Below are 23,126 nucleotides of genomic sequence, written 5' to 3'. Positions count from 1 at the left end.
AATACTTCTAACTGATTGACTTGCGGTACTATCGGATACTGCGATATTTCGGTTGCAGGCTGTAATTTACTATCTTGTTTTTCCTCGATAGCATTAGTAAAAGTAATTTCTGTTTCTGTATTAATTCTATTATCCGGTATAACTATACTATCTCGGAGGTTTCCCGCATCAAGATGTGGCTCTACCTCCAAAAGTGGAAATGACTCCAACTCTAAATCGGAATTCTTATCCCATTTTGGCATCGCTGCTGACAATCCCTTGGGAGTTACCAGAGGCTTAAAATTCAAATTTGGCTCGTCATCGATAAATGCTGATGGCTGGGGTTCCGATAATGTATCTTCTGTATAATCACTAAGTATCCTAGGTAAAGTTAAGTACATTGAATGCCTTAACGGTTCTACAGTGGGTATTCTCCCCATAGCGCGTGCAGTCATCGTAGTGATAAAGTCACTCATGAGCCTATCAAGTCCAAATACATTTGTCTTCTGACACCAGTCATGGACAATATATCAGCTTCTCGCCAACCGTAGAACCGCGCCAGAGTATGTACTTCTTGTAACAATCGTTTTGCTCTAGCTGTAAGTTCTGTCCAGAAAAATGAAACAATATCAAATAGAAGTTGCCAGGAGTGTTCGCAAGCTGGACAATTTAGGTTTAATAGTATTTCTGCTTGAGGATCGCATTGAGCCATTTGCTGTACAAGTTGATTGACAACCGTTGCAGACAAGTCATCATAAGCAACGGAATCACCGCTTTTACTAGCTTGGAGAATACAGCGTTGTATTAACAAAGAATTGGCAGTTTTAACATCCTTATACCCAACAATGGCAGCTAAATCTTGGCTATTTGGTAAGCGAAATTGCAACTCTACCCCTTCCGAGAGCAAATTATACATTTCAACTTTGGGTGACAAGATTTCAGCAACACGGATATCTGAAACATTGAGGTCGAATTCTAGGCGATCGCCACAATTTGGACATTCAGCCAAGCCGTTCATTTTTTGTCCAAAGGTAATTTCTCTCAGGGTTAGTAGATAAGCATCCCGCTGTCCAATACTTAAAAATGCTAACTGCTCCTGAGAGATTTCTGGACAACCAAAAGCCAGCAGAGTCAACGCTCGATCCAAAGGGTGCTGATTTTGTCCGATTTCCCAAATTTGTAAAATCTGATGGGCTGACAGAGAACGCATACAGTAAAAGTTAAAAGTTAGTAGTTTAAACCTCTACTTTTTCCCCCTCTCCTTAATAAGGAGAGGGTTGGGGTGAGGTACCTAAGCCGCAGGCTCTTCGTAACTTGGCTCACCTGGCTCAACTACAGCTTCATCCCTTACCCAGCCTTCATTTTGCAAGGTCACTGACTGAATTGCTACTGCATTAGCGCTAGCATCAAGTTCGGGTATTGCCTGATATTCAGAAACCCAACAGCGGAAAACGTTATAGGAAATCACTTTTTGACCGGCTTCGTTAAAAACATCAATAATAATGTCTTTGCGGAAGTCAGCTAAGGATACTTCCTGAGTCCGTGAATCTGCGGCAGCTTGAGCGTTATTAAAACTCCATACTTTATTTGCCCACTTTTCAAAATCCGAGTCGTGAGTGACTCCCCTTTCTAAGGTAATGGGTTCGTACTTTGATTGTCCGGGAGACTTGCGTACCGTACTTGGATCTCCTCCTTCTCGATGTTCTACTACCTCAGTGGTTCGCTTGAGCATTCCCACTTTGCTAATTCCAGCCACATATTTACCATCCCACTTGACCCGGAATTTGAAGTTTTTGTAGGGGTCATAGCGATTGGCATTGACGCTAAATTGTGCCATTTTTTACTCCTTAAGTTGCAATTTTACCAGCGATTTGTTGGAATTTGATGATTACAAATTCCGCAGGTTTGAGGGGTGCATAGCCGACGATAATATTGACAATGCCCCGATCTATATCATTCTGAGTAGTAGTATCTTTGTCGCATTTAACAAAATAAGCATCCTTGGGACTGCTACCTTGAAATGCTCCCTGACGAAATAGATTATTCATAAAAGCGCCAATATTCAAGCGAATTTGCGCCCACAAGGGTTCATCGTTAGGTTCAAATACTACCCACTGAGTGCCGCGATACAGACTTTCTTCCATAAATAATGCCAAACGACGCACAGGCACATATTTCCACTCCGAAGCAAGTTGGTCTGCACCTGCTAAAGTTCTGGCTCCCCAAACCACATTGCCATACACGGGGAAGCTGCGGATACAATTTAAACCCAATGGATTTAAAATACCATTTTCGCCATCGGTCATTTTATAAGCAAGTTGACGGACACCAGAAACAGACGCTTCGATTCCCGCAGGAGCTTTCCATATACCTCTTTGGGCATCTGTGCGGGCAAATATACCAGCGATAACTCCACAAGGTACAAATTCCTGGACGCGATTTTCTTTTAACGGATCGGGCATTTTAAGTCTGGGAAAATACGCAGCCGCATTAGTAATAAAAGCATTACCTAAAGCCGAACGTAAGGCATCTACACCCGCTTTCGCAGCACCAATTGTTTTCCAATCTGCTGGGGGATCGACAATCAACATAGCTCGTCGCTTTTTGCAGTATTGAACTGCCGGAAACAGAGTCACTGCGGGATCAACGGAGTCTCCATCTCTGGTCAATGGTGGTATGCATAAAATATTAAATAGGTCGGCTGCATCTAAAGCATAGATACCCGTAGAAGATTCGCTGTTTGGCTCGTTGGGATTGCTTTGTGTTCCCGTATAGTCATTGTAGGTAGGCAAACCACCATTAGCACCGCCAGAAAAACTACCACCCTCTTCTCCTGGACGGTCTGTAGGATTAGTTCTGACACGAATCAGCGTAGATTCCTCCTCCAAAACTGTAGTCACAAACCTGGGGGAATCGGGATCTGCGGAAATATTGCGAAACTCTTCGAGTACTAATGGTTGAGCGAAAGTTTCACCATCATTGTCAAGAAGCTGTTGAATTTTGAGATTGAACAGTGGTTCTTCATTGGGTCTTACAGGTCTAGTCTCGTAATCTACAACCGCTTGCAGATTGTTCATCCAATCCCCTTGACTAGCAGCTTCTAACTCCAGTCCACCTACAGTTGCAGTGGCATTTGTTGCATCATTAGCAACAACACGGATAATAATCGCGTCCGCACCACCATTCAAAAAATATTGCTGTACGGCATAGCTCATGGTACTTTTAATCCACAAGCCCCCAAATTGACGCTCAAAATCGGCAAAACTTTGAATTCTAATCGGGTTATTTGTCGGACCTTTGAGTGCTTGTCCAATAAAGGCAGTAATTGAGGTCGCAACCCCAACAATAGTACGTACACCACTAGGAATTTCTTCTATGTAAACACCAGGATAGGTGGGAGCGGTAGGCATAATTTATTCCTCTACTTGACTCAAAAAAATGAGGTGATTTGGTTTAATAACTGTTAATAAATCTTGATGTTTCTGTAATCCAAAAGTAATCAGTCAACTTGAGGAAAACTTTTACACTAAACTCTCTTAGAGCTACTAAGCTGATGTGCAGCTAAATTGTATAACAGGAAAACCTGAAAATATTGTAGTGCGGTAGCGCAGCGTGTCCGTAAGGACATGCATCTTGCTCGCTAGTATTATACAAATTAAATGCGTAACAGCTTATTACTATATGTATGTGAAATAGCACCAAGAAGACATCTAAATTTACTCAATTTGAATTTGTCAGCATTATAAATACTAGGTTTAGTATCGATAATCAAAGTTGTAAGTTTGAAGTAAAACTATCTATATGCTGTTAGGAAATCTTTTTGCTTGGTTGGTAGTGATTCCGTTTATTGTTGCTTTTGTTGTTGGGTTTCTGGCTTATGGTTTTCAACAGCCTTCAACACCAGACTAAGATTCAATAGACGAAAAAGCCGAAATTACAACAGATAAGAAGTTAGGGTTTGGTAGTTAGGAGGATGAATAGTTTTAATTAAATTTATCATCAACTGCTTTCTTTTTCACTACCAATTTTTTCTTCTCTAGAATCTGGGTTGAGTAATTTAAAGTTAGATGCAGGCAATTCCAATCCCAATTTCTTTTCAACCAAGTCTTTCACCCAGATGAAAGCTTTTGCGAAGGAATTGCTCAGGGATTTGATAGTAATAAGAACTAATTTTTCTGGCCCTTGGTTTGGCGATTCCATCCATCGACGAAATTTCCAACCAACACTAAACCCGATATGCCATACCCAAACCACAAACACTACCACTAACAGAAACAACATCAAAAGTAACATGGCTGTTTCTTTTAATAAGTTCCAGGTTTTAGTTAGGGCTTGTTTATAAGTTTGAATGGTGTCAATACTCGTGACGTTATCCCAAAGGACATTAGCTTGATATTGGATGAGCTTCATTTTTTTCTCTTTTAAATCGCCCATACTCACGAATTTACTGGCAAATGATAACTTCAGTGTACCGAAATCATTTTTTAGTAATAATTTGTATCATTTTTAGCAATTAAGAGTATAAATACCCTCTCGGTAATTTTTCCAGTTCGGGTAACAATAGTCAATCCAAAATCTAGAATATACCTCCTTAGACATAAATCAATATTTTTTTATTTGTCCTCTATTTAATGTACTCGTTTAATTCAGTATTTATGATATATCTATTACATAAGTATATATATTAACTATGATTACAAATCTGGATAAAACTTTAAAAAAGTAGAAAAATCAGCACGTAATAGCTAAATTAATGCGTGTAGGCAACAATTATTATTAGGTTAAGAAGTTAGCTGTAGCTGTATCAAAAAGCAAGCAATATATCAGATTTATCGCAATTTTATACACCAAACAAATTGGTTAAGTCGCAAAAATGCTGAGAAAAATCACTTATTCATACAAGTATAAAGAGTATCAGTTCAAATGACTGCCTATCCACCGTATCCGCGACTGATTAAAGGTGCGATCGTCGTTCTAGATTCATCTGGAACTACCGTATCAAGCACAATCCCCTTTCAATACAACCCTGAATCTTTAAGTCGCACTTTGCAAGTGCAGGCAGCGAGTAATGAAAGTGGCGAACGTATGGAAGCCTTACGATTGGAAGGCGCACCAGTAGAAACTTTCAAGGTGGATGTAGAAATTGATGCCACCGACGAGCTAGAAAAAGGTCAGGAACCCGCCGTTAGTTTGGGCATATATCCACAATTATCGGCACTTGAAACCCTGATTTATCCAACTAGCGACCAGGTGAGAAAAAATATGCAGCTAGCTGATAAGGGAACGTTGGAAATTGTACCGATGGAAGCACCAATGACTTTGCTTGTGTGGGGTGAAAAGCGTTTGCTACCCGTGCGAATTACAGATTTCAGCATTACCGAAGAAGCTTACGATACTAACCTTAATCCCATCCGTGCCAAAGTTTCCCTTGGTTTGCGCGTCCTTAACTATAATGACCTGCCTTGGGATCAGCGTGCATCTAGATTATTTATGGCACATCACAAATCAAAAGAACGCATGGCAAAACGAAGCAGCGTTAGCAATCCCTCGAAAATTACAGGAGTAAATGTTAATAGTCGCTTCCGATAGTTTAAAAGTTAGGAGTTAGTTGCTTAAATATCTTCCCATGCCCAATTACCAACTATCATGTTTGAACCCAGAAGCCGCTATTACAACTTAGAAACTGCCCAATTAACCACTTCTGATGGGCGTAGAGTTGCCTATAAGCGCCGTCGCTTTTTACCCCAGGGTCAAGATATGCCAATTGCAGAAGAGGTGATTGTTAAAGACGAGGACAGACTAGATTTGATTACCTTTGCAACTTTAGGCGATTCAGAACAGTTTTGGCAGATTTGCGATGCTAACAATGCGATGAATCCCGACGAGCTAATTGCAGAACCTGGTAAGATGCTGCGAGTTCCAATTCCCCTGGTTTAAGGAAAGTTATTATGCCAAAAGGGATTAATCTGACGCTGAAAATCGGTTCTAATAATCCTCAGCCTGCTTCCAGGGAACTCATGGAGGCTATTGATAGTGTGGAAGTTACTCACAACGATAGAGAGCGCTCTGGATTTCAGATTGTTTTTGCGGTGGGACGCTCCGGTGCTAAAGACCAAAAAGATTACAAATTACTACGGAATACTTTACTAAAACCGTTTAATAGGGTAATTCTAATTGTGTCATTTAATGCCAAACCGAAAATTCTCTTAGATGGGATTATTACTAATCAGCAGCTTGCAGCGAGTAATGAACCTCGCGGTTCAAAACTAACTGTTACTGGTGAAGATATCAGCGTGATGATGGATTTAGACGAAGAATCTACGGAACATCCCCAGCAAGATGAAGCAACTATTTCCAGAATGCTGATTTCTAAGTACTCCAAATACGGCATGATTCCTCAAATTATCAAACCGTCTTTGAAAGATCGTCCGAATAAAAATGAAAGAATACCCGTACAGCAAGGTACAGACCTGGGATACATCAAACAATTAGCAGAACGCTTTGCTTTTGTTTTCTATGTAGAACCGGGACCTGTTTCTGGTAAGAATACCGCTTACTGGGGACCACCACGTCAGGGAACGAGAATACAAAGGGCGCTTACCGTTAATATGGGGTCTTTTACTAATGTTGATTCCCTGAATTTTCAAAATAACGCCCTTGCTGCTACTACCGTTGCCGGGAAAATCCAAGACCGGAAAAATAACCGCATTCAAAAAGTGCAGGATAAAACTAGCGATCGCCCTTCTTTAACGAGCAAATCGGCTTTAAAATCCCAAACTAAGGTGAGGGTGACTCAGTTTCGGGAAACTGGCCGCAGTTCACTTCAAGCTAATTCACGCGCTCAAGCAATGATTGACCGCTCAGTAGATGATGTTGTCACCGTTACTGGAGAGCTAGATAGCATTCGATATGGAGAACTCTTGGAAATTAGGGAGAAAGTAGGTTTGCGGGGTGCGGGTTACAGCTATGACGGTTTGTATTATGTCAAAAGCGTAACTCATAAAATCAGCAAAGGTGAATACAAGCAAAGTTTTACTGTTACCCGCGAGGGAACAGAAACAACAGTCCAGAGGGTGAGCGTATGAGAGAGTTTTGGGGCAAATATCGCGGCAAAATCACCAGTAGCAAAGACCCCTTGAATTTAGGACGGGTTCAGATAGAGGTTCCGGCAGTACTGGGAGAAGGTCGCAATAGTTGGGCTATGCCCTGTACGCCTTATGCAGGAAAGGATATCGGCTGGTTTAGCGTTCCACCAGTAGGGACAAATATTTGGGTCGAATTTGAAGGAGGAGACCCCGATTATCCGATTTGGTCTGGTTGTTTCTGGAACGAGAATGAATTACCAAAAAATGCCAAAGTAGATGAACCCGATAAAGTGCAGGTATTCAAGACCGATGGAGTAACTATTACAATTAGTAATTTGGGCAAAAACAAAGGCTTGACCATTGAAGTTGATAAACCCGTAGTGGAACGCAAGCTGACAATGGTTTTTAATGCCGATGGAATTGAAATTAATAATAAAGACGAGACGGTAGCGAAGTTAACCGCAGATATTATTGAATTAAATAATCGGGATAACTCCACTATTACTATTGCTAAAGATAATATTCAACTTAAAGAAAATTCCGTCGAAATCAAGCTGACATCTAATAGCATCGATTTAATTGATAATCCTTCTACCATCAAATTAACTACATCGGGAATTGAATTAGCCAATAATCCGGCTAAAGTAAAAATCGCACCTTCAGCGATTGAACTTAGCAACACTCCCGCAACTACAAAACTTGCTGCTTCGGGAATAGAAATGAGCATGGGTGCAGCTAGTATTAAACTTTCCCCCGTCAGCGTCAATGTTAACAATGGTGCTTTAGAGGTGATTTAATGCCAGGTTTTCTATTAAACGTCGGTTCCGTCGTGATATGCGCCCACGGAGGACAGGCAAAACCAACCGTACCCAACCCTCGCGTTAAGGTGATGGGACAACCTGTTACCACCTTGGGACCGCCCTATGTAGTTGCAGGCTGTGCCAATCCACCCCCACCAGCAAATGTGGGTCCTTGTATAATTTGCAATTGGATTGTTGCTTCTTTGCGAGTAAAGGTAATGGGGATGCCTGTATTGTTGCAGGATAGTCAGTCTATTTGCGTACCGACTGGAACTCCTGCTACTGTGGTTTTTACTCAGCCACGAGTTAAGGGAATGTGAATTAAGCATTAACTCATAACTCCTAACTCATAACTCATAACTCATAACTCATAACTCCTAACTCCTATCTCCTAACTCATAACTCCTAACTCCTAACTCCTAACTCCTAACTTTTGCCATGCAGCAGATTAATTATCCATTTTCTATTGACAATCGCGGACGGGTAGCGTCCCCAGATTATGACCAACATATCCGGCAAATGATTGAGCAGGTGCTGTTTACTTGGACTGGGGAAAGGGTGAATCGTCCAGATTTTGGAACTGGTTTACAACAGTTGATTTTTGCTCCTAATGGTGGTGAATTGGCTGCTGCAACTCAGTTTTTGGTGCAAGGGGCGCTAGAACAATGGTTGGGAGATTTAATTGAATTGGAAGCGGTAGAGGTGGAAAATGACGATTCACAATTAACTGTGACTATTCAATATATAGTTAAGCGCACCCTAGAACGGCGATTGGATGAATTTTTACGTGAAATTTAAGAAGTATTAAAAAAGTAGTATTAAAAACTAAGAACTGTTATGAGTACTCAATATCTCAGTAAAAACCAACGCCGACGGGCTAAAGTTCTTAGCGACACTATATTAAACGGGATTGATTATTTAGAGGTTTCCGCAGACAGGAAAACACTATCTGTATATTTTTTACATAACCTTCCAGGTATCGCTCCTCAAGATTCGGTACCTTTGGATTCCAATGCTTTAACGGCAGAAAATATTTTAATTAGTGGAGGGGTAAGGGTTCGTAATATTGTTGTTGAATCTGTAACTTCGTTTGATAATCTTTTAAATGTCAGGGTGAGTGGTAATGGTGATTTTTCTACCTATACTTTCAGCCTGGTTAGTTTAGATGGTAATTCCAATCCTCCCACAGGTTTTGACCCGCAACTTTCTCAAGTGGATTTTTCCTTCTGGGTTGAGGATAGAAGCGAGTTTGACTGTAAAACCCCGGAAGCGCCAAAATCCAAAGAACCACCTCCACCCTTTATAGATTATCTTGCTAAGGATTACGCTAGCTTTCGCCGTTTAATGCTCGATCGCTTGGCAGTTACCGTACCAGATTGGCAAGAGCGCAATCCTGCGGATATTGGTATTATGCTAGTAGAAATTCTGGCTTACGGGGCAGACCATCTCAGCTATTACCAAGATGCAGTAGCTACCGAAGCATATTTAGGCACAGCCCGTAAACGGGTTTCTGTGCGTCGTCATACCCGAATGCTGGACTATTTCATGCATGATGGTTGTAATGCTCGTGCTTGGGTAGTGCTAGATGTAAAACCTGAGTCTAAGGCTGATGGATGTATTTTGCCCGGTGCCGTCAATAGCGTGAATCGTCAAGAATATAAACCCGGAACCCGCTTTTTAACAAAAATCAATTTAGCTAAAATCCCAGGCGAAAAAAATGATGTTAACGTGCGGATTAAAGCTGATAAATACAAAGAATTATTGAATCAACAACCGCAAATCTTTGAATCACTCCACGATATTACTCTATACGCTGAATGTAGCCTGATTTATTTTTATACTTGGGATGACGAACAATACCGATTAGTTAAAGGGACAACTAAAGCAACTTTTGCTTGCAGCGATAAGCCACATCTTCACGAACAACTCACTCCTGGAAGAGTGGTAATTTTTGAAGAAGCCAAGAATCCTGAAAATGGCGATCGCATTGATATCGATCCAACTCACCGTCATGCGGTGCGGTTAACTAAGGTAACACAAACTATAGACCCCTTGTCTGGAGAAAGTTTGCTGTCGGTAGAATGGCATCAGGAAGATGCTTTACCAATGGATTTATGGATTTCTAATCTAGATAGTAAAGGGTCACAAATTGAAAATATTAGCGTAGTTCGTGGCAATGTCGTCTTAGTTGACCACGGTCGCACAATCGGAGATGATGCAGAGGATATTGGCGATTTGGGTACTGTTGCTCAACAGGGTCGCTATCGTCCCCGATTACAGTTCGGACCTCTTACCCAACAAGGATACCTGCGCGATAGTAACGATTTATGGCTAACGTTTGACTCCCAAGCTTCTGCAACATCAGTAAACAGTTGGGAAATGCGTAACGTGCGACCAAGTATTTCAATATGGGAGCGAGGAAAACGAGAAATTCCTTGGTTTCCCCAGCAAGATTTACTTAATAGCGACCGATTTTCGCGGGAATTTGTCGTGGAAACGGAAGACGATGGGGGAACCTACCTGCGATTTGGTGACAATAAGTTAGGAAAGCGACCAACACCTGGAAAAAACTTTCAGGCAATTTACCGAATTGGGAATGGTAAATTAGGTAACGTCGGTGCCAATACCATTTCTCATGTAATTACTGATGTTGATGGTATCACCAAAGTTTACAATCCCTTACCAGCTTCAGGTGGTACGGAGCCAGAAGCGATTGAAAAAGTCCGACTAGATGCACCCCAAGCATTTCGCACCCAACAACGCGCCGTCACTGAATCTGATTACGCTAACGTTGCACAACTTTACACTGGTGTTAAGAAAGCAATAGCTAACCGACGCTGGACGGGAAGTTGGTATACAATTTTTATAACCGTAGACCGAGAACAAGGATTACCAGTAAATGAGGATGAAGCATTCAAGGATGATTTACGTAATTTCTTGGAAAGTTTTCGTCTTGCCGGACACGATATAGAAATTGAAGGTCCCCGGTTTGTTTCTCTAGATATGGCGATGACAGTGCATTTATTACCCGATTATTTCCGTAGTAGTGTCAAAACAGCCCTCTTAGAAATTTTTAGCGGCTCTGTTTTATCAAACGGTCAGTTAGGTTTCTTTCATCCCGATCGGTTTACCTTTGGTCAACCAGTATATCTCAGCCAAATTGTTACAACTGCGATGCAAATAACGGGGATACGTTCTGTAGAATTAACCAAATTTCAACGCTGGGGAGAACTCCCTAATGGGGAACTGGAAAACGGTCAAATAAACTTTGGCAGCTTAGAAATAGCTCGTGTTGATAATAACCCCAACGCTCCCGAATATGGTCGGATTGTATTCAATCTGGAAGGAGGATTGTGAATTAGAGTTAGGAGTTAAGAGTTAGGAGTTAGGAGTTAAGAGTTAGTTAATACCCAATGCCCCATCACCTATGCCCAATTCAGAATCACCAAAACCTATTTACAATAGACCTGGATTGCCAGCTATAGTTTACCGTATTGGTGACTATAATTCTTTTCGGCAGCGTTTGCGATCGCAGTTATCGGGTCAACTGGTTCCAGGTGATATATTATCACCCAGACCTTTAGCAAAATTAACTACCCGTTCCAATGAAGATCCAGCGATCGCACTTTTGGATGCTTGGGCTGTAGTTGCTGATGTGCTGACGTTTTATCAAGAGCGGATTGCTAATGAAGGTTATTTACGTACTGCTACCGAACGGTTTTCAGTACTGGAGTTAGCCCGGACTATTGGTTACGAGATCGGTCCCGGTGTGGCTGCTAGCACTTATCTTGCATTTACTGTGGATGATGCTCCTGATAGTGTTACCCAAGCTGTTGTTCACCAAGGAACTCCGGTGATGAGTATTCCCGTTAAAGATGATGAAGTACCCCAAACTTTTGAAACCAGTGCGGAAATTTTGGCGGTTCTTGATTGGAATGCGATCAAGCCAAGGTTAATTAAACCGCAGATAATTTCGGAAAATATTAATCAAATTTATTTAGAAGGAACTAGTACTCAACTCCAACCGGGAGATTGGGTTTTATTAATTGATAATCAAGAACAAAATATTGAAACTTATTTACTCAATCTTACTGCTGTAGAAATATTGGCGGATAATAACTACACCTTAATTACTTGGGAAAAACAATTACCGGACAACATCAATAGTAGGCTTCGCAATCCCCAAATTTTCGCTTTCCGCAATTCTGCATCGCTGTTTGGGAAAAATGCTCCTAAATGGGAAGAGATGCCTGATGAAATTAAAAAAGCTGAAGGTGGTACGGTAGTTGGGGGGGTATTTTGTAGCGATGATAACGGCAGTAATTGGACTCCTAAAAATAAAGGTTTACCAAATACAGATATTCTCTGCCTTGCTGCAAATCCTTTTAATAAATACTTGTTTGTCGGTACTCCAGATAGGGGAATATTTCGCTTGCAAGATGATGGTGAAAACTGGGAAGTGGTTAATGCTGGTTTGACTAATTTAAATATTCAAACCCTTTATATTGAACCGGAAAAAGGATATATATTCGCCGGTACTCCTGGGGGTGGTGTTTTTTGCTCTAAGGATAACGGTGATAATTGGGTGCCTATTCATACTGGGACTGTTCGGGTAGAAAGTCGAGGAGAGAATAATTGGCAATCTGTAAATACGGCTATTCCCAATACGGTTGTGCGATCGCTATTAACTTACACCATTGAGACAAATCGGGGTACCGGGACAATTGAAAGTGAAGGTAATATCGTCAGGGGTGATGGTACAGAATTTACTAGAGAATTTAACAAGGGCGATACTATCACGGTAGGGAATCAAAGCAAAACCATAGTTGATATCAATTCCCATGTTTCTTTACGAGTAGATAGTGCCTTTGTTCCAGTTTTAGCTTCCGGTACGTCTTTTACTACTCCTAACCGGGAAAGAAATTATATATTTGCTGGAACTGATAATGGTGTTTATCGCTCTCAGGATATAGGGAAAAATTGGATACCACAAGGTTTATCTGATGGATTATCTGATAGAGTAATTCGTGCTTTTGCTACTGATGATAGCTATATATTTGCTGGCACTGATAACGGTGTTTATCGTTCCCAAGATGAAGGCAATAATTGGATAACTGTTAATAATGGTGAGTTAAATGCAAATACTGTTGTTTATTCCCTAACTATTTATCAAAGGGTGGGGAATAACTGTTTGTTTGCGGGAACTAATCTCGGTGTATACAGTTCTCAGAATCCAGGAGATAGCTGGACAATAGTTAATAATGATTTACCTCCAAATACAGTAGTTTATAGTCTAGCTACTTATGATGAATATTTATTTGCTGGCACTAATCAAGGTATATTTTCTTCTATAAATAATGGTGTAAGTTGGCAGGAGGTTAAAGGTGAAGGTTTAACCACAAAAAATATTACTTCCCTAGCAGTTAAAAACCATAATAATAATCATAAATTATTCGCTGGTAGTTTATTTTCCGGTTTTCAAGAGTCAAATTGGGCTGGTTTTGAAGTTACGGAACCAAAAACTGATTTAGATGCCCTTTATCCGAAAATTTTACAAGATAGCTGGATTGTTCTACTAGATGAAAACTTATTTCAAGCTGTTCAAGTAAATAAGTTATCTACTGCTTCTCAGAGCAAATTTAATCTAACATCCGAGGTTACGCGAATTTCTCCCAGTAAATCTGTTGACTTAAGCGGTTTCCGCAGACGCAATACTCAAGTGTTGGTGCAAAGCGAATCCTTAACTCTAGCACCGGAACTTTTAACGGTGAAGATGCAGCAGGAGAACATATTTCTCGATCCGATTAATCAAAATAAAATTTATTTAACCAAATTTATCCCAAATTTACAGTCAAATAAAACTTTAATTGTCAGCGGTAAGCATATCCGAGTTATAGCTGATGTCGGAGGCTTTTTTGTCTGGAATTCAGATGAAAGTAAATGGGAACGTAATAATCAAGGTTTAACAAATACCAGCGTTCAAGCATTAGTTATTGATGGGGAATTTACACAATATATTGGTACGAATCAAGGGGTGTTTAGCTTACGAAATGGCGATAATACTTGGGAACCTTTAAAAAATGAAGCTTTGGAAGATACTAATATACAAGCACTTTTGATTCATCCTCAAAGTAATCAAAAAAAAGCGATTTTTGCAGGTACTCCCAGTGGAATTTTTAAATATTCTGAGAATAATTGGCAAGCAGTTAATGAGGGATTAACACATTTAAATGTACAAGCCTTGGTAAGCTATCAAGAAAGTAAAGGTGAAACTGTAATTCATTCAATTTTTGCTGGAACTGTTGATGGGGGGGTTTTCGTTTCTAGAAATAACGGTGATTGGACTTCTACGGGTTTGACTAATGTAGATATCCAAGCTCTCAAAGTTAACCAAGATAGTGGAGATTTATTTGCTGGAACATTTCAAAAAGGTGTTTTCCATTCCGTTAATGGGGGTAATAGTTGGGAGCAGTTAACTAATATTGAAAGGGGAACGGGAACGATTTCTAGCGATGATATTATAGTTCAAGGTGTCGGACTAGATTTAGACCAACTGCGGGAAGGGGATATTATCAATGCTGGGGGACAAACTCGAACTATTTTAGATATTGATGAAAGTACCCAGACTTTGATTATTAATACCGCTTTTCGTGCCGATTTGCCGGAAAGAACTGCTTTTACAATTAATACGGGGTTAACTAATCTCAATATCACTTCGCTGTTGATTGTTCAATCTGGGGAAGAAAATCTTTTGTTTGCTGGAACTGCTGGTAGCGGTATCTTTCGTTCCGAGAATAATGGTAAAAGATGGAAGCAAGTTAATACTAATCTTGATGATTTAGAAATCCGTACCTTAGCTGTTAATTATAGTAATCAAATATTTGCCGGTACTGGTAGTCAGGGAGTGTTTCGTTCCCTTAATAATGGCGAACTTTGGGCTGCAATTAACGATGGTTTAACTAATACTAATGTCAGAGCGATCGCCATTTTTCCCAATTCCGATAAAATGATTGCTGGTGGTAATGGAATTTTAATTTCTGAGAATAATTTTTATACTACTCCTTTACAAAAAGGTGATTTATTATGGGTGATATCACCACCAGTACAAGAAGAACAATATAACAAGTGGTATGTCCGTGATATCAATAATTTTGTTGGTAATATTATAATTCCTATTAACGAGAAACTTTCCTTACAGCCTGCAACTGATGAAGATGGCATAGTCAGCGAAGTTTGTACGATTAAAAATCCACCCACAGACCAGCTTCATCCCGTTATCACCTTAAATAAACCATTAAAATACGCTTACGACCCGGAAACCGTGACGATTTACGGTAACGTAGTTATGGCTACCCACGGTGAAAGCGTAATTGAAGTCATGGGTAGTGGTGATGGTACCATTGCTAATCAAAGTTTTGTTCTCAAACAGCCGCCGCTAACTTACGTATCTGCCCCTACAGCTACGGGTGCTAAAAGTACCTTAGAAGTGAGAGTCAATAATGTACTGTGGGAACAAGTTGATACTTTATATCAGCAAGATACTCAACTCCAAGGCTATATTATTCGTCTGACTGATGATGGTACCCCGGTAGTTACCTTTGGAGACGGGGAAAATGGCGCTCGTTTACCCACGGGGGAAGAAAATATTACTGCTATCTATCGTAGCGGTATCGGTTTAGAAGGGCAAGTTGCTGCCGAGAGCCTTACCCAAATTAAAGATAGACCTTTGGGTATTGTAGAGGTGACAAATCCCCTTGCTGCTACTGGTGCTGCACCTCCGGAAAGCCGAGATAGTGCCAGAGAAAAAGCACCATCGAAAGTACGTACCCTCGATAGAATTGTCTCCCTACAAGACTTTGAAGACTTTACCCGTGCCTTTGCTGGTATTGGTAAAGCGCAAGCCGTTCCTCTGTGGAATGGGCAAAGCCAGCTAGTACATATTACTGTAGCTGCTGCGGATGGTTCTCCGGTGGATGAGAATACAAACCTTTATAAACAATTAGTGGCAGCAATTGACAATAACCGCGACCCCATGCAATTAGTAGAGGTGGATTCCTACGGACTGCAATTTTTTAATCTTGAAGCCAAGTTACAATTCGATCCCCGCTATCAGGAAGAATTATTAATTGAGAATGTGACTGCATCTTTAAAGGCAAAATTTACCTTTGTTAATCGCAGTTTTGGTCAGGATGTCACAGCTGCGGAAATAATTGCTACCATTCAACAGGTCGAGGGAGTGGTGGCTGTGGATTTAGATGCTTTGTATAAATTGGGTAGTAGCAAAGGCTTACAACAGTCCTTAGTTGCAGATTTAGCCCGATGGGATGAAGAGAACAACCAGCCCCAAGCAGCCCAGTTATTATTACTGAATCCACAAGATATTAAATTAACCACCATCCCAGTCACATGAATCAGTATCCCCCCGAAGAACGCTTGTATAACTTACTGCCAGCAATTTACCGAATCCGAGACCAAGCTCAGGGTGAACCGTTAAAGGCACTATTGGCGATCGCCGCTCGCGAACTGCAAGTTTTGGAGGAGGATATCGATCATCTCTATGAAAACTGGTTTATTGAAACTTGCGATGAGTGGGTGGTACCTTATATTGGCGACCTTTTAGATGTCGAGGAACTGTATGCTCAAAGTAGTATTAATTACGGTCAGCAGCAGCGACGGGCTTATATAGCTAATACTATCGCTTATCGACGACGTAAAGGTACTGCACCTGTATTGGAACAGTTAACGCGAGATATTACCGATTGGCGAGCAAGAGCGGTAGAATTTTTTCAGCGTCTGGCTACAACTCAGAATATAAATCATATACGTCCCGAAATTACAACGGTAAATTTGCGTCAGTCGGGGGAACCGGAATTTCTCGGTACTCCTTTTGAACAGCAGGTTTCATATAGTGTAAATATTGGTAATGCGGTTGAGGGTAGGGGATTTCACAATATAGCTAATATCGGTTTATATATTTGGCGATTGCAGAGTTATCCGATTGAGAAAGCTACAGCTAAGATGGTGAAAGGTTCTGAATCTGAACCCGATGGGCAATATTATACTTTTAGTCCTCTTGGTTTGGAGCAATTTCCTTTATTTAACCAACCGCAAACTGAAACAGATATTTTGCATTTGGCTGAGGAGATAAATGTTCCCTCATTGTTGCGTCGTCTTCCTTTGGAGAAGGAGATAAATAATTTATCACAAGGAATAAAACCCAGCAATATTGGTTATTTTGGTGCTAATCCGGTTTTGGAAATTTTTATCGACGAAAAAATAGAATCAATTCCCCCAGAAAAAATTTTAATTGCTCGATTGAAAGAAGAGAATAGCAATAATTGGACTTCGGTAAATTGGGAAAATACCTCTAACAAAAAAGTAGCAGTAGATCCAGAATCGGGAAGATTAGCTTTTCCCCCATCGCAATTACCCTGTAAAGTTGAAGTTAGTTATTTTTACGGTTTTAGTGGAGATATCGGTGGTGGTTCCTATGAAAGAAATTTATCAGTAGAAGCGGATGTTTCTACAAGGGATTCACAAGATCAGTCTTTAAGTACGACAATTGATAATTGGAATCGTTCTGTGGAAGCCTGGAGGTATTTAGAGCAAGGTAGGGGTGTTGTACTTGGGGAAATTGTTGTTTTCGCAGAAGATTACGGATTAAAAAACCGCAGAGACGCGGAGAGCGCAGAGGTAAAAGATAATGAGGGATTGCTGGTTGCAGGAGTTTCTTTTGATGATGGGATCATAACTGTTAAAGCGGGAACGGTTACGGATAAAAACGGCGATAGCATTTGTTTGGAAAACGATTGTCAGCTAGATGTGAGCGCTTTTCCTGGAGAGACTTTAATTCTATTTATTGCTCATCAACCCCAGTTAGGTTTACCTAATTTGCGGGTGGTTAGTCATGGTACGGGAGATAAATGGCTAAATTTGGGAGTTGCTTTAAAGGAAGCATTTGATCAAACGCAGACAGTTATTACTATTACAGATAATAAAAGTTATATTGGCGATTTAACGGTTTTAATCCCGGCAGATAAAACATTTAAAATCATGGCTGCTGATGGTTATCGTCCTCATTTACAAGGTGATTTATACGTACAAGGTATAACTCCTTTAAATAATAATCCCGGTGAGCTAATTTTAGAAGGTTTATTAATAGAAGGTAAGTTGACGGTATTACCGGGGAGCTTAAGAAGTTTAAATATTAATCACTGTACTTTAGTCCCTCAAAAAGGAGGGCTAAATGTTGCAACCTGGGAAGTTGTAGAAGATGATGATACATCAGATGATTGGACGTTAATTGCGATCGCGATTTATTTTTTGAATGCAATTCGCAGTTTATTAGGAAAAGGAACTCCAGGCAAAAGTTTAAATATATTGTTGAAAATAGCTATTAAACAAGCACAATTGGTATTTTCTCAGTTCCGGGAGTTAATTCAATGGCAATGTTTGGATGAATATCCTCTTACCGATGGGTGTTTGCAACCCAATCAAGATAGCTTCAATTTTCAGTTAGATAATTCGCGATTAACTATTAGTATTTATCGTAGTATTTGTGGAGCATTACATTTAGCCGATACGGTTCCAAAACTATTAATTGAAGACAGCATTATTGATAATGGTTGGGGTGCAGAAGTCCCCCAAGGTATAAATGTAGAGGGGTTAATTGCGATCGCTGCTCCGGGTACTGCCGTTGAATGCTTGCAGTCTACTGTATTTGGCAGCACTAAAGTACGCAGTTTAGAAGCCAGCGATAGCATTTTTACTGGTAGAGTCAAAACCCTACGTAAACAAATTGGCTGTATGCGTTTTTGTTTTGTCCCAGATGGTTCTCGAACTCCCCGGCGTTATTTATGTCAACCGGATCGAGCTTTAGCCCAATTCGATATTAAGAAATTACCATCTGCGATTACTTGTTTAATAATAGTTGAAAATGATTCTTCCCCCGGTCAATTAATTGCTGGTACTGCTGGAAAGGGTGTCTTTTCATATCAAATAGATCGCGAAAGTAATGAAAATAAATGGGAACCAATTAATCAAGGTTTAGAAAATCTTAATATCACAGCTTTAATTTACGACAATCCCTATATCTATGCTGGAACTATTGGTGGTGATATTTTCCGCAGTGAAGACAATGGCAATACCTGGATAAATTTTAATTTAAAAGAAGAGATAGCAGCTAAGAAAGGAACGGGTAAAATTGAAAGTGCCGGTAGAATAGTTAAAGGAAACGAAACGAAATTTACTGAAGAATTGAGCATTGGCGACATCATTACCGCAGCCGGACAGAAGAGAATTGTAACTCAAATTGATTCAAATAATTTCTGCTCAGTTAACACTCCCTTCGAGCCAAATTTGGATGATAATGACTTTAGTATTAGTAGTTTAATTTTAAATACAGATATTACCGCTTTCGCCGTTCATGACACAAACATTTTTGCCGGAACTGTTGGAGGTGGTGTTTTTCGCTATTCCGAAAACTCAAAAAAATGGACTGCTGTCAATATTGGGATTACAAATCTTTACATTACATCATTGGCTGCGGGTAATGGCTATATCTTTGCAGGAACCGCTGGAGGGGGTGTTTTTCGTTCCCGCAATTCTGGTGAAGGGTGGTTGGGTATAAGTTTTGGTTTAGAAAACTTGGAAATTACAGCTTTAACCGTAGACGCAACCGGACAAGCATTTGTAGGTACATCAGGGGGAGGGGTATTTAGTTTTGATAACGATAGTAATATTTGGACTGCGGTAAATCAAGGCTTAACCAACCCTTATATTACAGCCATTGCGGCAAGCAGTCACGATCAAAAACTTTTAATAGTAGGGACAGTTGGTGGCAATATTTTTTATTCTGCCAATAGCGGAGGAAAATGGCAACGAGTTAATACTGGTTTAAGCGATACGGATATAACCGACTTAGTGATTAAAAATGAAGATGAAGAACGCAGTATTTATGTCGGAACAAAGGTGGGTAATATCATATACTCATCCGATGGGTTAGAAAATTGGAAGTCACTTAATCGCGGCTTGGTAAACGTGCAAGATAAGCTGCTGGTTCTATCAAGGATACAACCAAGATTTACTTCGAGTAAATACGGCGACCCCGCATATGCTCAATTGAGTAACAACTGTGCTGTAGAAATTCGCACTGGTGCAGAAGACGGTTCGGAGATGGGAGTATTTAGTTATTTAAAGCAACCGCAACGTCAGGCGAATTTAGACGCTAGTCTAAAAGAGTACTTGCGGTTTGGTTTAGAAGTAGGCATTTTTTACGAGACATAAAGGAGTAGGTAATGAAGGGAGATTTTACAAGGTTTACATTTAAACCCCAAAAGCACTATACCAGCGTGCTGATGCAGCAGGGGAGAGTCCAATTAGATGCTGACTGGAACGAACAAGCAGATATCCACGCTTATTTTAACCAGTCCATTGCTCAAGATATGATTGGAGTCTCCGGTGCAGTTAAGGGTGAAGTGCGTGAAGGGGTAAGAGATAGCTTTCAGATTAGTACTACAGCAGATGCAGACCACCATACAGACTTAATAATCGCTCCCGGTCATTTTTACGTTGATGGTATACTTTGCGAATTAGATTTTGGAACTCCCTTTACAGTCGAAAAAACTAATAATCCAAGTAGCGTATTTGCGGTTAAAAGTTTAATTGTAGATGGTCGTCCTTTAGAAGCAGAGCAATGGGTTGAAATTCTTGACAAGAATAATCAACCAATTAAGAAACTGCAAATCAACACAGTAGATCGAAGTCAGAATTTATTAAGTTTTGCAGAGAATGTTAGTACTAATAAACTGCGTCGGGTAATTACCTACAAAACTCAACCCGATTATCCGCAAGCACTGCAAACAGATATAAAATTAGAATCCGACCAAAAACCACCAAAAGCATACTATATTACTTATCTAGATGTTTGGCAGCGTCACATCACTGCGATTGAAGATACAAATATTCGCGAAGTTGCCTTAAATGGAAATGATACTACTACCCGTACTCAAACAGTATGGCAGGTAAAGCTATACAAAATCCCAGGTTTAACTAAAGAAGAAGTAAACCGGGAATTAGCAATTCAAAAATGGCAGCAAGACCTAAAAACTAATCATTCCCCAGTATATCTGACAGCTAAAATCAAAGAAGGCAACCAAAATTGGGACAATCAACTTTATCGTATAGAGATTCATCAACCTGGGAAGTTGGGAACAGCCAGCTTTAAATGGTCGAAGAATAATGGTAGTACAGTTTTCCCAATCAAGGAAATTGTCGGAAACCAGATCGGTCTCAATAACCCTAGTCGCGATGCTTCCCAATCTTTCACTGCAAATCAATGGGTAGAAATTACTGATGATGCGCTCGTATTGCAGGGTAAACCGGGTACTTTGGTGCAACTCAAAGGTGCTGTTAGAGACAAGCTTACTTTTGACCCTACAACTGTTGAAGGTAAACCGATTGACAGCAATTATTTTCCTCAGAAATATCATCCCAAAGTTACAGCTTGGGATGGAATGACTAAAAACGCAACGGTTTCTATAGATGGAATTGAAGTTAATTTTTCCGCAGAATCCGAACAAGATCGAGATATTGTATATCGCACCGGGGATTACTGGCTGATTCCCACACGCAAAGTAAAAGTTAATGGTACTAATATCATTGGTGATTTTGGCAGTGCTTTACCTCAAACCCCAGCAGGAATCGAACATCATTACTCTCCTTTGGCATTATTATATTATGACGGCAATAACTTCAACTTAGAAGAGGATTTACGTTCAACCTTTGCACCCCTGTCTCGTGCTTTAGATAAAGCAGGGGGAATCATCACGGGTAAACTAGAAATCCAAAATAATCTTTATATCACCGGAAAAAATATTCCCACTCAAGACAATACTGGTACCAAATTTATTCCTGGTAAAGTCCGTATAGGTACAGAAATATCACAAAATGGCAAGCATTTGCTAGCAGAACCAGATGCTAGATTACACCTGCAAGGAACACCACCAACATCTTTAAGTGTAGAGCCTAGCGAAAACGGTACGATCAAAGTTTCTACTGATTCAGGAGAAAAATTAAAAGTTGGGGATACCATCACCATTAATCCCTTAAACGCAGGTAATCCCCTTACCAGCATTGTGACCCAAGTTGAAAACGATAATTCGGGTGCAAATAAACAATCTCTGAAGGTTTCCCCTGAATTTACGGCAATTCCCACATCTAAATTTAGCTATCAGCAACCGATAATGCTGCTAGCAGATTATGAAAATAACCCCAAAATCATCGTCAATTCCCAAGGAAACTTCGGTATTGGGACAAATATACCCCATCAAAAACTCGTAATAAATAATGGGGGAAAAGTTGGGATTGGTTATAACGAGATAAACCAAAGTGCGGCTTTAGCAATTAAAGGTAATGTTGGTATTGGAACGCAAAATCCAGACCCCACAGCCAAATTAGAAGTGAATGGCAATATCAAAATTACTGGAGATAGACTTAAAAATGCAGATAATAGGGGAATTGTTGATACTACAAACCAAGATTGGTTAAATATTAATCCAGACTCAGATTATCCCGGAATTGCATTATATAACCCCGTTGCGATTTCAAGTGGTTTAGCAATTGGAGAATTAATAAAAATATCCGAAGGTGAACTTAAAGTAAATAAAAATGCTTTTCTCGCAGTAACATCCGGTAAAGTTAGCATTGGAACTCCACAGCAAAAACGCGATAATACCCTTTTAGAAGTAGCCGGAAGTACTATAATTGGTTCCTCTTATATAAATAGTAAAACCGCACAAGAAAATGGTCTTTTGGTTGAAGGTAAAGTCAATATTGGTGGTACACCTGAAGATAATCAACAAGCTAAAGATGCTCAACTTTATACTAAGGGTGACGCTTATATAGATGGCGAGGTTTACGCTACAGATATAAATATAACAGGCTCTCGAATTAAAAGCGCCGACTTACTGGGAATTATAGAAACAAATGCCAAAGATTGGCTAAGAGTAAATCCAGATTCGGCTTATCCCGGAATTGCATTATATAACCCCGTTGCGATTTCAAAAGGTGGTTTAGCAATTGGAAAATTGACTCAGGTATCCGATGGTCAACTTCAGGTAAGCAACAGTGCATTCTTAGCGACTACATCGGGTAAAGTTAGCATTGGAACTCCACAAGAGCCAAGTGGAAATACCCTTTTAGAAGTAGCCGGAAGTACTATAATTGGTTCCTCTTATATAAATAGTAAAGCCGCACCAGAAAA

15 protein-coding genes are annotated in these 23,126 nt (G+C 40.1%); 10 read left to right on the top strand and 5 right to left on the bottom strand.

The features are described 5' to 3' along the window. The 5 genes from VB797_RS02810 to VB797_RS02790 all read right to left on the bottom strand — a co-directional run. Positions 1 to 455: hypothetical protein (locus VB797_RS02810; RefSeq protein WP_323236099.1), on the bottom strand; the 455-nt coding region annotated here is incomplete at its 3' end. Beyond that, positions 452 to 1,189: a phage baseplate protein gene (locus VB797_RS02805; RefSeq protein ID WP_323236098.1), complete on the bottom strand. Its 738-nt coding sequence runs from the start codon at positions 1,187 to 1,189 to the stop codon at positions 452 to 454. The genes VB797_RS02810 and VB797_RS02805, both read right to left, overlap by 4 nt. Positions 1,190 to 1,270: 81 nt before the next feature. After that, positions 1,271 to 1,816: a phage tail protein gene (locus VB797_RS02800; protein WP_323236097.1), complete on the bottom strand. Its 546-nt coding sequence runs from the start codon at positions 1,814 to 1,816 to the stop codon at positions 1,271 to 1,273. A 10-nt stretch (positions 1,817 to 1,826) separates the two neighbouring features. Beyond that, positions 1,827 to 3,389, bottom strand: coding sequence for a phage tail sheath family protein (locus VB797_RS02795; RefSeq protein ID WP_323236096.1), 1,563 nt, complete (start codon positions 3,387 to 3,389; stop codon positions 1,827 to 1,829). A 589-nt stretch (positions 3,390 to 3,978) separates the two neighbouring features. Next, on the bottom strand, positions 3,979 to 4,389 hold the full coding sequence (locus tag VB797_RS02790; RefSeq protein WP_323236095.1) for a hypothetical protein: 411 nt from the start codon (positions 4,387 to 4,389) through the stop codon (positions 3,979 to 3,981). Positions 4,390 to 4,902: 513 nt separating this feature from the next. On the opposite strand from VB797_RS02790, the gene VB797_RS02785 reads away from it, so the two are divergent. The 10 genes from VB797_RS02785 to VB797_RS02740 form a co-directional block, all read left to right on the top strand. Continuing rightward, positions 4,903 to 5,568, top strand: coding sequence for a hypothetical protein (locus tag VB797_RS02785; protein WP_323236093.1), 666 nt, complete (start codon positions 4,903 to 4,905; stop codon positions 5,566 to 5,568). Between the two features lie 57 nt (positions 5,569 to 5,625). Beyond that, positions 5,626 to 5,916 (top strand): hypothetical protein, encoded by a 291-nt coding sequence (locus VB797_RS02780; protein ID WP_323236092.1) that lies wholly within the window; start codon positions 5,626 to 5,628, stop codon positions 5,914 to 5,916. Positions 5,917 to 5,927: 11 nt separating this feature from the next. Beyond that, positions 5,928 to 7,064, top strand: a complete 1,137-nt coding sequence (locus VB797_RS02775) for a hypothetical protein (protein ID WP_323236091.1) — start codon at positions 5,928 to 5,930, stop codon at positions 7,062 to 7,064. Further along, entirely contained in the window at positions 7,061 to 7,861 is an 801-nt protein-coding gene (locus VB797_RS02770; RefSeq protein ID WP_323236090.1) for a phage baseplate assembly protein V, read from the top strand. Before VB797_RS02775 ends, VB797_RS02770 begins: the two co-directional genes overlap by 4 nt. Further along, a complete protein-coding gene (locus VB797_RS02765; protein ID WP_323236089.1) occupies positions 7,861 to 8,184 on the top strand; it encodes a hypothetical protein in 324 nt (107 codons plus the stop codon). The genes VB797_RS02770 and VB797_RS02765 overlap by 1 nt, the downstream gene beginning before the upstream one ends. 118 nt (positions 8,185 to 8,302) lie before the next feature. After that, positions 8,303 to 8,662, top strand: a complete 360-nt coding sequence (locus tag VB797_RS02760) for a GPW/gp25 family protein (RefSeq protein ID WP_323236088.1) — start codon at positions 8,303 to 8,305, stop codon at positions 8,660 to 8,662. 39 nt (positions 8,663 to 8,701) lie between these two features. Continuing rightward, positions 8,702 to 11,221: a putative baseplate assembly protein gene (locus VB797_RS02755; RefSeq protein WP_323236087.1), complete on the top strand. Its 2,520-nt coding sequence runs from the start codon at positions 8,702 to 8,704 to the stop codon at positions 11,219 to 11,221. Positions 11,222 to 11,291: 70 nt separating this feature from the next. Continuing rightward, entirely contained in the window at positions 11,292 to 16,274 is a 4,983-nt protein-coding gene (locus tag VB797_RS02750; RefSeq protein ID WP_323236086.1) for a putative baseplate assembly protein, read from the top strand. After that, on the top strand, positions 16,271 to 20,149 hold the full coding sequence (locus tag VB797_RS02745; RefSeq protein WP_323236085.1) for a phage tail protein: 3,879 nt from the start codon (positions 16,271 to 16,273) through the stop codon (positions 20,147 to 20,149). The genes VB797_RS02750 and VB797_RS02745 overlap by 4 nt, the downstream gene beginning before the upstream one ends. Before the next feature lie 11 nt (positions 20,150 to 20,160). Further along, on the top strand, positions 20,161 to 23,126 hold a 2,966-nt coding region (locus tag VB797_RS02740), incomplete at its 3' end, for a DUF6519 domain-containing protein (RefSeq protein WP_323236084.1).

Origin of the sequence: Rivularia sp. UHCC 0363 (genome assembly GCF_034931125.1) — a bacterium.
In the GTDB taxonomy this organism is placed as follows: domain Bacteria; phylum Cyanobacteriota; class Cyanobacteriia; order Cyanobacteriales; family Nostocaceae; genus Rivularia.
This window is presented reverse-complemented; position numbering and strand designations above follow the sequence as displayed.

Coding starts and splice junctions, on each gene's coding strand:
- VB797_RS02805 (WP_323236098.1), bottom strand. CDS start 1,189: ATGCGTTCTCTGTCAGCCCATCAGATTTTACAAATTTGGGAAATCGGA.
- VB797_RS02800 (WP_323236097.1), bottom strand. CDS start 1,816: ATGGCACAATTTAGCGTCAATGCCAATCGCTATGACCCCTACAAAAAC.
- VB797_RS02795 (WP_323236096.1), bottom strand. CDS start 3,389: ATGCCTACCGCTCCCACCTATCCTGGTGTTTACATAGAAGAAATTCCT.
- VB797_RS02790 (WP_323236095.1), bottom strand. CDS start 4,389: ATGAAGCTCATCCAATATCAAGCTAATGTCCTTTGGGATAACGTCACG.
- VB797_RS02785 (WP_323236093.1), top strand. CDS start 4,903: ATGACTGCCTATCCACCGTATCCGCGACTGATTAAAGGTGCGATCGTC.
- VB797_RS02780 (WP_323236092.1), top strand. CDS start 5,626: ATGTTTGAACCCAGAAGCCGCTATTACAACTTAGAAACTGCCCAATTA.
- VB797_RS02775 (WP_323236091.1), top strand. CDS start 5,928: ATGCCAAAAGGGATTAATCTGACGCTGAAAATCGGTTCTAATAATCCT.
- VB797_RS02770 (WP_323236090.1), top strand. CDS start 7,061: ATGAGAGAGTTTTGGGGCAAATATCGCGGCAAAATCACCAGTAGCAAA.
- VB797_RS02765 (WP_323236089.1), top strand. CDS start 7,861: ATGCCAGGTTTTCTATTAAACGTCGGTTCCGTCGTGATATGCGCCCAC.
- VB797_RS02760 (WP_323236088.1), top strand. CDS start 8,303: ATGCAGCAGATTAATTATCCATTTTCTATTGACAATCGCGGACGGGTA.
- VB797_RS02755 (WP_323236087.1), top strand. CDS start 8,702: ATGAGTACTCAATATCTCAGTAAAAACCAACGCCGACGGGCTAAAGTT.
- VB797_RS02750 (WP_323236086.1), top strand. CDS start 11,292: ATGCCCAATTCAGAATCACCAAAACCTATTTACAATAGACCTGGATTG.
- VB797_RS02745 (WP_323236085.1), top strand. CDS start 16,271: ATGAATCAGTATCCCCCCGAAGAACGCTTGTATAACTTACTGCCAGCA.